Source organism: Brassicibacter mesophilus (assembly GCF_050433385.1).
GTDB classification, from domain to species: domain Bacteria; phylum Bacillota; class Clostridia; order Tissierellales; family Proteiniboraceae; genus Brassicibacter; species Brassicibacter mesophilus.
The window spans coordinates 177,548-190,204 of sequence record NZ_JBNPXI010000002.1 but is presented as its reverse complement, the minus strand read 5'-3'; the positions used below and the strand labels follow the sequence as shown (position 1 = coordinate 190,204).

General features: G+C 31.1%; 15 protein-coding genes. All 15 read right to left on the bottom strand.

All coding sequences use genetic code 11. The annotated features are described in order from the left end of the window. Positions 1-12 precede the first annotated feature (12 nt). Entirely contained in the window at positions 13-1,143 is a 1,131-nt protein-coding gene (locus HNR33_RS03445) for a D-alanyl-D-alanine carboxypeptidase family protein (protein WP_429080038.1), read from the bottom strand. A gap of 91 nt (positions 1,144-1,234) precedes the next feature. Next, complete coding sequence (ytfJ, locus tag HNR33_RS03440) at positions 1,235-1,678, bottom strand: GerW family sporulation protein (RefSeq protein WP_429080036.1); 444 nt, start codon at positions 1,676-1,678, stop codon at positions 1,235-1,237. Beyond that, positions 1,671-2,300, bottom strand: a complete 630-nt coding sequence (locus HNR33_RS03435) for a DUF2953 domain-containing protein (RefSeq protein WP_429080033.1) — start codon at positions 2,298-2,300, stop codon at positions 1,671-1,673. Before HNR33_RS03435 ends, ytfJ begins: the two co-directional genes overlap by 8 nt. Positions 2,301-2,387: 87 nt before the next feature. Further along, positions 2,388-2,927, bottom strand: coding sequence for an SMC-Scp complex subunit ScpB (gene scpB, locus HNR33_RS03430; protein WP_429080032.1), 540 nt, complete (start codon positions 2,925-2,927; stop codon positions 2,388-2,390). A gap of 22 nt (positions 2,928-2,949) precedes the next feature. Then, entirely contained in the window at positions 2,950-3,693 is a 744-nt protein-coding gene (locus HNR33_RS03425) for a segregation and condensation protein A (RefSeq protein WP_429080029.1), read from the bottom strand. A 10-nt stretch (positions 3,694-3,703) separates the two neighbouring features. Next, the gene (locus HNR33_RS03420) at positions 3,704-4,342 is read right to left on the bottom strand and encodes a site-2 protease family protein (RefSeq protein ID WP_429080027.1); all 639 of its coding nucleotides are present in this window, start codon (positions 4,340-4,342) and stop codon (positions 3,704-3,706) included. A 216-nt stretch (positions 4,343-4,558) separates the two neighbouring features. Beyond that, on the bottom strand, positions 4,559-5,728 hold the full coding sequence (locus tag HNR33_RS03415; protein ID WP_429080025.1) for a D-alanyl-D-alanine carboxypeptidase family protein: 1,170 nt from the start codon (positions 5,726-5,728) through the stop codon (positions 4,559-4,561). Positions 5,729-5,914: 186 nt separating this feature from the next. Beyond that, complete coding sequence (locus HNR33_RS03410; RefSeq protein ID WP_429080023.1) at positions 5,915-7,216, bottom strand: pyrimidine-nucleoside phosphorylase; 1,302 nt, start codon at positions 7,214-7,216, stop codon at positions 5,915-5,917. Further along, on the bottom strand, positions 7,216-8,043 hold the full coding sequence (locus HNR33_RS03405; RefSeq protein WP_429080021.1) for a purine-nucleoside phosphorylase: 828 nt from the start codon (positions 8,041-8,043) through the stop codon (positions 7,216-7,218). The genes HNR33_RS03410 and HNR33_RS03405 overlap by 1 nt, the downstream gene beginning before the upstream one ends. A 12-nt stretch (positions 8,044-8,055) precedes the next feature. Continuing rightward, complete coding sequence (locus HNR33_RS03400) at positions 8,056-8,874, bottom strand: purine-nucleoside phosphorylase (protein ID WP_429080018.1); 819 nt, start codon at positions 8,872-8,874, stop codon at positions 8,056-8,058. 13 nt (positions 8,875-8,887) lie between these two features. Further along, positions 8,888-10,063 (bottom strand): phosphopentomutase, encoded by a 1,176-nt coding sequence (locus HNR33_RS03395; protein WP_429080015.1) that lies wholly within the window; start codon positions 10,061-10,063, stop codon positions 8,888-8,890. Between the two features lie 91 nt (positions 10,064-10,154). Continuing rightward, entirely contained in the window at positions 10,155-11,042 is an 888-nt protein-coding gene (gene xerD / locus HNR33_RS03390; RefSeq protein ID WP_429080013.1) for a site-specific tyrosine recombinase XerD, read from the bottom strand. Between the two features lie 83 nt (positions 11,043-11,125). Continuing rightward, entirely contained in the window at positions 11,126-11,356 is a 231-nt protein-coding gene (locus HNR33_RS03385) for a hypothetical protein (RefSeq protein WP_429080011.1), read from the bottom strand. 14 nt (positions 11,357-11,370) lie between these two features. Beyond that, a complete protein-coding gene (gene spoIIM, locus HNR33_RS03380) occupies positions 11,371-12,000 on the bottom strand; it encodes a stage II sporulation protein M (RefSeq protein ID WP_429080008.1) in 630 nt (209 codons plus the stop codon). A gap of 84 nt (positions 12,001-12,084) precedes the next feature. Next, complete coding sequence (locus tag HNR33_RS03375; protein ID WP_429080005.1) at positions 12,085-12,633, bottom strand: NUDIX domain-containing protein; 549 nt, start codon at positions 12,631-12,633, stop codon at positions 12,085-12,087. Positions 12,634-12,657 lie beyond the last annotated feature (24 nt).

Below are 12,657 nucleotides of genomic sequence, written 5' to 3'. Positions count from 1 at the left end.
TAAGATTTATATTTAACTAAACATATTTGATATAAAACCCTTAACTCTATCTAATATGTTTTTTTCCTCTACGCTGTCTCTTGCAATAAGCTTATCACATGATACCAACTGTCCTTCCAAATATATTTTGATATTTCCAACTTCTTGACCTTTGATAATAGGAGCAGAAATTTTTTGAGGAGTATCTATATGTATCTTCAACTTATCTTTATCCTCTTCTTTTAATGGAAGAATAAGATCATTTTTAGTTATTAACTCAATATTTTCTTCATTTCCATTAATCACTTGAATCATTTTAATATATTGACTTCTGCTATATATGACTGTGGGCTTATAGTTTTCAAAACCATAGTCAAATAAGTTATAGCAATCATTAAACCAATTATTATCGTTTAAAACCACTGCTATTAATTGTATACCATTTCGTGTTGCACTAGATACCAGACACCTCCCTGCTACTTGTGTGTAGCCAATTTTTACTCCATCTCCTCCTTCATACTGCCAAAGAGTTTTATTCTTATTGTAAAAATAATTATTAGTTTCTCTATCAGCCTTCCATACCTTTGTTTTTGATATTTCCCTAAACTCATTATGTTTCATAGCTTCTCTAGTAATTAATGCTAAATCGTATGCTGTTGTATAGTGGTCTTTCTCATGAAGCCCATGAGGATTTTTAAAATTCGTATTTAATGCACCTATTTCCTTGGCTTTTTTATTCATTAATTCTGCGAAGTTACTTACTGATCCACTTATATGTATAGCTATAGCTACAGCTGCGTCATTTCCCGATCTCAGCATTAGACCATATACTATATCTCGGAGAGTAATTTCTTCACCGTTATATAAGTAAATACTTGACCCCTCTATGCCAACACAACTTTTTTTGATTTTTACAACCTCATCAAGTTTTCCATATTCAATTGCAATTAACGCTGTCATTATCTTAGTAGTGCTTGCCATTGGTAATCTACTATGTGGATTTAGAGAATATAATACTCTTCCAGTACTATTGTCAATTAGGATAGCACCCGAAGCAGATACGTGAGCTCCATCAGAAGTTACAGGACTAGCTATAAAACTAAATGATAAAAACACTATTATAATTAATGATAAATATCTAAATTTCTTTCTCAATATAATCACTCCAAAATATTCTATTTATTTCTACAAATTGAACATTATATAATACTTTGTTATCATAATTAATAATTAAAGAGCAGTTATCCTCTGCTCTTTAATTATCTTCTTTGTCATACTTTCTTTCCTTTTTTTCTTTATCTTTTGTTCTGTGCTGAATACTATTAGTTATTTTTGGAATAAACTCTAAAAGGTTTGATAAAACATTAGTACTATGGTCTACAGGTAATAGTTTCATGTTTCCATTACCTACTACTATAAAAGCTACTGGCTGAACAGATACTCCTGCACCTGACCCGCCACCAAAAGGTATTTTTTCTCCTCCATTTGTCTTATTATTTTCATCACCCTTTTTCTCTTTATTTCCTGTACCATATTCAGCTCCTCCTGCAGCAAATCCGAAAGATACTCTAGATATTGGAATAATGACTTGGCCATCCGGAGATTCAACAGGATCTCCAACTATTGTGTTTACATCAACCATTTCTTTTATACTATCCATTGTAGTCTTCATTAAGCCTTCTATTGGATGTTCAGACATCTAATCCACCACCTTTAATTTTAACTTTTACACCTTTATATCCCGCAATAATAATATAAACCAATTTCAACTTAAATATACAGAAAACGTCAATCTCAAAAATACTTTGACTAAACTCAGGAAATACGTTTATATGATAATTATCAATCTTTTTATTTCTTAATAAGATAGACAATACCAAGCTTTCAAGAAACCAAAAAAAACTAAATATCATTGCAGTAATTGCAGCATCATCAGTTCCTATCTTTGTAGTCCAATTTATTTTTTTTATTTCTACTTTATCTAACATGTAACTACTTATAGTCTGAAAAACTAATTTATTTCTCTCCACTTTTTTATAAATTTGTATAACATCATCTAGATTTATAAAGGTTTTGCTTCTTTTTATGTCTTTTTTACTTGCTTCTTCTTGTAGTTTTTCATTTAACTCTAATTCAACTTTTCCTTTGGAACTTATTATATCCATGAACGGTATTTCATAGTTTATTTTAATTATTTTAAATAGTATTATTCCTACGCATACATTATCATTATCATTTTTCCTATTTAGTTTTATAGTTATATAAAAAGGTATAAACAATATTAATGTTAACACAATAGCTAATATAGCTATAATTCTCAATTTAGTTCACCTCAAGTGATATATTAAGCCTCTTAAATAACTATTTTTCCCAAAAACAGCAAAAAAAATAACACAATCTAAATTGTGTTATTCTAATACTTCTTTGTCAGATTCATTAAATATATCTAATTGAGGTAATTCGTCCAAGTTGGACAATCCAAAGCATTTTAAAAACTCCTCTGTAGTACCATATAAAATTGGCCTGCCAGTTTTTTCAAGTCTCCCCACCTCTTTGATTAAACTTTTATCAAGCAAAGTAGCCAATGCTTTATCACACTTAACTCCTCTAATCATTTCTATTTCAACCTTTGTAATTGGTTGTCTATAAGCAATAATCGATAAGGTTTCTAACGCAGCACTAGATAAAGTTTTATTGTTTCTCGGTGTACATAGCTTTGTAACCCATTCAAAATGCTCTGAACGTGTACTTAGTTGGAAAGAATCATTTATTTGAATAATTTGTATACCTCTTCTATTGTAGTTAAAATCATCAATCATTTCATGCATTATTTCTTTTATCTCTTCCTTCTTTTTTCCTAAAACTTCTGATATATCCTGTAATGAAAGAGGATCTCCCCAAATAAAGAGCAATGCCTCTATTATTGATTTCACTTCTCTATTATCCATACAAGACACTCCTAATCCTTTCTTATGTCTGATTTAATATGATAGTTATTTCTTCAAAATTTTTATCCTGAACAACTTTAATAATCTTTAGTTTAATAAGTTCAAGAATTGATAAAAAAGTTACCACTATTCTTGAACGAGTAAAAATACCTTCAAATAATTCTTCGAACTCTATTGTTTTTTTATCTTTAATTATTGTTGTAATATTAGCCATGCTTTCTTCAATGGTTATCTCATCTCTCTGAATTTCTGTTACATTAATCTTTTTTTCATACTCTAAACACCTTACTATTACTTTATTATATACCTTAATTAACTCTTTTAATTCTAACCCATCAAGCTCAAAATTATCATCTTGTTGAACAAAATCGTCAAGCTCTTCTTTTGGTTTGAAATATATTTTACTTCGAATATCACCTTTACTCTTTAATTCTTCTGCAGCCATTTTGAATTTCTTATACTCTAAAAGTCTTCTAACCAATTCTTCTCTAGGATCCACATCTTCTATTTCTAGTTGTTCGCCCTCTATATCTTTTTTTGATGGTAATAGCATTTTGGATTTAATCTCCAAAAGATTAGCAGCCATTACAAGAAATTCACTAGTAATATCTAAATCAATTTCCTGCATACTTTTAATATACGAAATATATTGATCTGTTATCTTTGCAATAGGTATGTCATATATATCAACCTTTTCTTTCTCAATTAAATGAAACAACAAATCAAGTGGACCTTCAAAAGATTCTAATACAATTTTGTAATCCATTTTTATCACCTTAACTAATTATAATAAATATAAGCTTTGATAGTGCTTGACTGCTTACAATAATCCATTTTCCAAGAATTTTATCAATGGAATCACTTACTATTAGAAATATAAGTATTAGATATAAATATCTCTCATACTCATAAAATTTTATTTCATATTTTATAGGTAATAAGCTTGCAACAATTTTTGAACCATCTAATGGTGGAAAAGGTAACAGGTTAAAAAATCCTAACACAATATTATATCTTATTAACAGTTTTATCATCAATAACACTATCATTCCTGCATTAAGTTTATAAGCAACTGCAAGTATAACTGAACTTATAATTGCTAAAACAAAATTTGTTAATGGACCTGCAATAGAAACTATTATTGTATCTTTCTTCCTATTCTTAAAGAAAGATGGATTTATTGGAACAGGCTTGGCCCATCCAAAGCCAACAATGAACAATAGTACAAATCCTAATATATCTATGTGAGCTAATGGATTTAAAGTTAGCCTTCCAGCATCTTTAGCTGTTGGATCCCCTAGCTTGTAAGCTGAGTACCCATGCGCGAGCTCATGCATTGTAATAGCAATCAGAAGTCCTGGTAATACTATTAACTTACTAATAAAAAAATCTATTATATTAATATTCCCTAACAATTCATCCGCCTCTTTTCAAATGAAGTTCTTAATACTAATATTAATTATACATTATAGTAATAACTTATTGTCAATACTAGTATAGTACTATATGCAAAAGATTAGTGTTTTATCAATGTACGCTCTTTTATAATAATAATTGAAATACTAACAAATAGCAATAGAAAAGGCTAGAAATATTTATTGTATATCTAGCCTTTCTTCTCTTTAATTATTCTAATTGTTTATTAGTTTATCAAACATTTTCTTAAACATATCGATGAAAGAAGCCTTTTCAATCTCACTCTCAGAAATAAGATCTACTCTCCCTACTTCATTTCCATCAATTTTTAAAACTAATTCTCCTAATTTCTGATGTTTTTTAACAGGTGCGTTAATAACTTCTGGCAGTGCTATTTCTTTTTCAACATTCTTAGACGTTCCTTTTTTTGTTAATACAGCTAAGTCTTCTTTTACAATCACTTTTATCTCATCTGATTTGCCTTTTGATATTGGCAATATCTTAATAATATCATCTTTCCTACATATAGGCATAGAGTCATAGTTTGCAAAGCCATAGTCTAGTAGTTTTTTTGATTCATTAAACCTAATACTTGATGTGCTGCATCCTAATACAACGCTAATTAAATTAAGATTACCTCTTTTTGCTGATGCAGACAAACAATACCCAGCATCATTAGTAAATCCAGTTTTTATTCCATTAGCACCTTGGTAATTATGAATTAGTTTATTAGTATTATTTAAACTCTGAGTTACTTCTTTCTTTTTACCAACCTTTATCTCGCTCATCCATAATGTCAACCATTCATGTACTTTTGGATATTTTAATAATTCTTTTGACATTAAGCTAATATCATATGCAGTAGTATAGTGATCATTATCTGGAAGTCCTGTTGCATTCTTAAAATTAGTATTCTTCATACCAAGCTCTTTGGCTCTCTCATTCATTTTTTGAACGAATATTTCAATACTTCCTGATAAGTGTTCTGATATTGCTACTGCTGCATCATTAGCAGATCTTAATGAAATTGCTTTTAGTAGCTCCTCAACTGTCTGAACTTCACCTTCTTCAAGATATACTTGACTCCCACCCATGCTTGATGCGTTAGCACTAACTATAACTTCTTCTTCAAGCTTTATTTTGTTGCTATCAAGTGCTTCCATACATAGCAATAATACCATTATCTTTGTAATACTTGCTGGTGCAAGCTTTTCATGTATGTTTTTTTCATAGATAATCTCACCTGTAGCAGCATCCATAAGTATGGCTGACTTTGCCTCAATTTTAAAAGGCTCTTCTGCATATGAATACCCAATTGTTGATAACAATATTGTTAAACAAGTAAATATGCTTATTAAGATCCTACTTTGTTTGCCTATTTTCATTTTTTTCCTCCTTTCTTCCTTCAACTTTTAAAATTAGCTTAACCATGAAACATTTAACTTATGCAAAATAGAAATGACAAAAAAAGGAGACTAGCTTTTACTAGTCTCAAATCAAAAGTCTACATAAAATTGTTATGTAGACTTATTATAGTATATATACCTTATATTTATTAGTTTATAGCTTTTTCACTGAATAACATCATAAACATATTGTATTAATTCAGGTTTTGCTTCACCTATCTTAAATGCATTTTTAGCTACTTCTTTTGCTTCATCATATGACTCTATATTAGTATGAAGTATACAGACAGTTTCATCGATTTTAACTTTTTCTCCAACCTTCTTAACAATTGTCACTCCAGCCGAAAAATCTATATTATCCTCTTTGGTTTTTCTTCCAGCTCCGAGTAGCATAGCAGTTATTCCTATTTCCTCAGCATTAATAGATTCAATGTATCCATCTTGAGAGGCCTTTATCTTTATATGATGTCTTGCTTTAGGCAGCATATCTGGATTATCTATAACTTCTGGATCTCCACCTTGTATTTCTATTAATTTTTTTAACATATCAATTGCCTTACCAGACTTTATTATTTTCTTTAATTCTTTGTAAGCCGTATCAAAATCAGAAAACGCTCCTCCAAGAACAGTCATATAAGATGCTATTGTTAACGCTACAGTTGTTTCATCTTCGGAACCTCTATCACTTAATACTTTTATTGCTTCATATATTTCATTGACATTCCCAACTTCATGCCCCAATGGCTGATCCATATTTGAGATAATTGCTATAGTCCTTCTGTTTAAAGAATTGCCTATATCCACCATTGTTTTTGCAAGTTCTCTAGCTTCATCTAAAGACTTCATAAAGGCACCTGAGCCAACTTTTACATCTAGTACAACTGCATCAGAACCAGAAGCAATTTTCTTACTCATTACAGAGCTAGCTATCAAAGGTATACTATCTACAGTTGATGTAACATCTCTTAAAGCATACAACTTCTTATCTGCAGGAGTTAAATTTGCAGTCTGACCAGCTATAGCCATTTTATAAGTATTGACATTTTCTATAAACTGTTTAGTAGTTAATTCTGTTTTAAAGCCCTTTATCGACTCTAATTTATCAATAGTTCCCCCAGTATGACCTAAACCTCTACCACTCATCTTAGCAACTGGAATACCTACTGAGGCCACTAATGGAACAACTATTAAACTAATTTTATCACCGACACCACCGGTAGAATGTTTATCAACTTTTATTCCACTAATAGCAGATAAATCAATCTTATCTCCAGAATTAACCATAGCCATAGTCAAATCTGCAGTTTCTTTCTTATCCATTCCTTTAAAATAAACCGACATTAAAAAAGCTGACATCTGATAGTCAGGTATTTCTCCTTTAGTATACCCTTCTATGATAAAGTTAATTTCTCCAGTTGTTAAAGCTTCTCCAATTTTCTTTTTCTGAATGATGTCTACCATCCTCATTAGATATTCACCTCATTTATAATACCTTTAACAAGACTAATGAATCTAGGCTTGGTTTCATTTGCAACCTTCATTACTTCCTCATGACTAATTGAAACTATCTCATCTGCTATAGCCATGTCAGTTACACAAGATAATCCTAAAACCTTAATGCCTGTATGATTAGCAACAATAACCTCTGGAACTGTAGACATGCCTATTGTATCTCCACCAATTTTTCTAAGCATCCTAAGCTCCGCTTTTGAAAAATAATATGGCCCACTTATTGCAGCATATATTCCTTTTTTTATTTCAATGTTTAATCGTTCAGCTACTCCTTCTGCAAGCTTTACCAACTCTTCACTATATGCATTTGACATATCAGGAAATCTTGGACCTAACTCATCGTAGTTCATTCCTATTAGAGGATTATCTCCCATAAAGTTAATATGATCTTCAATTATCATAAGAGCACCTGGATAAAGCTCATTGTTCATTCCTCCACATGCATTAGTAACTAATAACATATCAGTTCCCAATGATTTCATGACCCTTACTGGAAATGTAACTTCTTGCATTGAATATCCTTCATAGTAATGGAATCTCCCTTGCATTGCGATTACATGCTTTCCTTCCAAATTGCCTAATACTAATTTGCCTTCATGTCCAGCGACTGTAGATACAGGAAAATTAGGAATATCTTTATAATCTATAATAACTGCATCTTTTATTTCATCAGCTAATGTTCCCAACCCTGAGCCTAAGATCAACCCTATTCTTGGCACAAAGTTAATTTTAGCTTTAATATAATCACTTGTTTCTCTAATTTCTTCTAATAATTTTTTCATGTTTATCCCCCTCTAAATACTATTAATTATCTCCTTAACTAGCCTAATGAACGTATTTTTAACTCTATCAGATGTCTCTATTACCTCTGAGTGATCTAAAGGCTGTGCTAATATTCCGGCAGCCATATTTGTAATGCACGATATTCCAAGTACTCTTAATCCACCATGCACTGCTGATATAACTTCAGGAACTGTAGACATACCCACCGCATCTGCACCGACAAAACTTGCCATTCTAACCTCAGCAGGCGTCTCGTAGTTTGGTCCTGCCATCCACATATATGTACCTTTTTGCAATTTGACACCGAGTCTTTCTCCTGCTTCAGAAGCTATCTTGATCAATTTTTTATCGTATGCATTAGACATGTCAGGAAATCTTAACCCTAATTCTTCATAGTTTCTCCCAATCAAAGGATTATCAAAGGCAAAGTTAATATGATCATCTATAATCATTAGATCTCCAGCAATAAACTGCTTGTTTACGCCGCCAGCAGCATTAGTGACTAAAAGACACTTTATTCCTAATGCTTTCATAACCCTAACTGGAAAAGTAACGTCTTCTAGTTTATATCCTTCATAATAATGAAATCTCCCCTGCATCGCAACAACATTTTTATCTTCTAGTTTACCTATAACTAACCTCCCTTTGTGTCCCTTTACAGTCGACACTGGAAAGTTAGGAATCTCATTATAATCAATTCTTGTGGCATCTATCATTTCATCTGCTAATGCACCTAGCCCAGAGCCCAGTATTATTCCGATTTCAGGCTGTATTCTTATAATATTTTGAATATATTCAGTAGTTTCATTGATCCTATTCATAAAATCCATAATAAACCTCCTATTATTTCATGATCATATTTGCAAAGCTTTGACCGTTTGCTTTTTCATCATGAATGCCAAGCATTTCAATAATTGTTTTTCCTATATCTGTGAAGCTTTCTCTAGTACCTATGTCTACACCTTTTTTAATTTTATCGCCATAAATCAAAACGGGAATATATTCTCTTGAATGGTCTGTACTTTCAGTAGTAGGGTCACATCCATGATCGGCTGTTATCATAAGTACCTCATCTTCTCTTAAATTACTTATTATTTCAGGTAATCTGATATCAAAGTCCATTAAAGCTTTTGCATATCCTTCAACATCGTTTCTATGACCATACTTCATATCAAAATCGACTAGGTTTGTAAATACTAGTCCTTTTTTATGCTTTTTCATAAATTCAATTGTTTTATCGACGCCATCCATATTGTTTTCTGTATGAATGCTTTCAGTAATGCCTTGTCCACCAAAAATATCTTCTATTTTGCCCACAGCCATTACCTCATAGCCTTCATTTTTAATTCTATCAAGTATCGTATCATGTATAGGTTTTAAAGAAAAGTCTCTTCTATTTGAAGTTCTAGTAAAATTGCCTGACTCACCTGTGAAAGGTCTTGCAATAACTCTTCCTACTGCATACTTGTCTTTAAGTATTTCTCTAGCAGTCTTGCATATTTCATAGAGCTTATTTACAGGTATTATGTCTTCATGTGCAGCAATTTGAAAAACACTATCTGCCGAAGTATACACAATTGGATACCCAGTACTAATATGCTCTTGTCCAAGTTCATTAATAATGACAGTACCCGATGCAACCTTATTTCCTATTATTTTTGTGCCAATTAGTCGTTCAAATTGACTTATTAGTTCATTTGGAAATCCATTAGGAAATGTAGGGAAAGGCTGTTCTAATATAATTCCTCCTATTTCCCAGTGTCCAGTAGTTGTATCTTTTCCTGGAGATTTTTCCATTAGTCTACCATAGCTTCCATCTATCCCGTTTACACTCTGTAATCCTGTTACGCCTTTTATCGTTCCAAGTCCCAATTTATTTAAATTAGGTAACCTTACATCTTTAGCATCTCTAATAATATTGCTAAGAGTGTTACTACCTTCATCACCATAGCGATATGCATCTGGTAGCTCCCCTATACCTACACTATCTAAAACAATCAAAGTAACGTTATTAATCATTTATTGTACCTCCTTCTTGATATATATATATTATACCCAATCAAAACATATTTTTACAGAAAAAATTAAACCCACCAATACTGGCAGGTTTCTAGGCTCTTGGATGTGCTTTTTTATAGACTTCTTTAATCCTGTTCTTAGTTACAAGTGTATATATCTGTGTCGTAGAAATATCAGAATGACCTAACATTTCCTGCACTGACTTCAAGTCAGCTCCATTCTGGAGTAAGTGTGCTGCGAAGGAATGTCTCAGCGTGTGTGGAGTAATTTTTTTATTTATATTAGCTTTCTTTGTATAAGACTTAACAATTTTCCAGAACCCTTGTCTTGTAAGTTTTTTTCCATGATAGTTGACAAACAGTGAACTTTCCTTAGGATCTTTTATAAGTGAACTCCTATGTTCGCTTATATATGTACTCAGTATATTAACTGCTATTTTCCCGATAGGGATTACTCTTTCATTTGATGTATCCCTTGAGCAAGAAATATATCCCATTCCCAAATTAACATCACTAACATTTAAGGCTATCAACTCAGAAACCCTTATCCCAGCAGCATAAAGAAGTTCAAGCATTGCTTTATCTCTAATACCTTTTGAAGTTTCCAAGTTAGGCTGTTCAAGCAATATTTCTACTTCTTTTGGGGTTAAAATACTAGGTAGTTTCTTCTCTTGTTTAGGTGATTGAAGATTTATGGTAGGGTCCTTTCCAATCATACCCTCGTTAAGTAAGTATTGATAAAAACATCGCAAAGACGCTATATTCCTTGATACTGTTGCAACTGATTTACCTTTTTTCTGAAGATGCATAAGATATGTTATTATTAGGGTCTTATTTACATCTATTAAATCATCTAAGCTGTTTTCACTTAAATACTCACTAAATTGTCTTAAATCTCTGCCATATGATTCAATCGTATTATGTGAAAGTTCTTTTTCGTTCGAAAGATAATTCGTAAATTTTGCTATGTTGCTATTCATATTATTTCCCCTTTTTATTTCTAAGTATAGATACTATTCAACATTTATTCATAAAATCCTCCATATTTTTTTATTTTTTCGAGTTAAAGTGCAAAGTAGTATAAAAGTACTCGTTTGAAATAGTATAAAAATCCTTCTTTAAAAAAGTTATAGGACATCACAAATGTGGAATTTCCCATAGGTGTATCATTATAGTCTCTCAAAATAAATATTTCTAGAATTCTATCGATCAATTTAGGAAATAGTATTCCAATAATAAATAGTATTAGAAATATCTTTGCAAAGAAAAGGAAGGCTCTGATTATATTTTTCATTAATAACCACCTTCCTAAGAAACATAACCTAATATCAGTTTCATAAATACAGGAGTGATATATGCTTCAATTAAACTTCCCAAAATTAATAGTATTGACAGTGATACAGTTATTAATGAGTACCTTATCAGCTCTGCGGTAAAATTATACCTATTTTTTCTATTTATCTTATTCTTTATAGTTTTTAAAGAAAAACTGATAGAAATTGCCGATATAATAATGATCCCTGGGATAACAAATATATTTTGCGGTAAAATCGCTAAAATAGAAAATACAAAGCCTTTAAATCCAAGTTCATTTACTAAAAATCCAACTGTAAAGCCTATGATAAATCCTCTTAACATAACTATTCCCATAACTAATGGAACTCCTATAACAATAATTCCGAGTAACCAAATAAAGAATAATGTCTGAACATTATTTAGTAGTGAATGCTTTAATAGTATAAAACTATCTACATTGTTTTGATTTAAAATTTTAAAAAATGAATTAAGAAAGCTTATCATTTCTTGCTTTTGAGAGTTATCTATTACACTCACTGTAATTGCACCGGCTGAAATCCCTATCATTAGAAAAAGAACAAGTAAAAAATAAAGTAAAAAATTATTATTAATGTGTTTATATACGAATTCTTTTATTTTCAAAAATAATATCCCCCTTTATACAAGCCTCTTAACAAATAATATGCTTGACAAGGGGATATTATTACATAGGTCAATATTACTTTTCTATTTGTCTGTTAACTTATTAAAGATATTATTTGCCATAAGTATTCCAATGATGGTTTTACTGTCAATTATTGTACCATCATCTATCATTTGCATAAGTTCATTGAATTTTATCTTTATTACATCAATATACTCATCGCTCTCAGGCTCAGCTTCACCGTCTTCAAGTCCAGTTGCAATATACAAATGCATTTTTTCATTAGAAAAGCCAGGTGACGTAAAGAACTCTAATATATGTTTTAACTCTTTAGCAGTATAACCTGTTTCTTCCTTGAGTTCTCTGATAGCACAACTTAATGGTTCTTCTCCCATCTCAAGTTTTCCAGCGGGAATTTCCAATAACTCATTTTCAACTGCCTTTCTAAATTGCTTTACAAGAACGACTTCACCATCATCTGTAATTGGAATAATAGCCACAGCTCCTGGATGTTCTACAATTTCTCGTTTTGAATACTTTTTATCCGGTAATTCTACAGTATCAATTCTAACGCTCAGTATCTTTCCTTCATAGATTTTTTCACTTTTCATAGTTTTTTCTTCGTATCCCATAAATAAACCTCCTTAAGAAGTGGA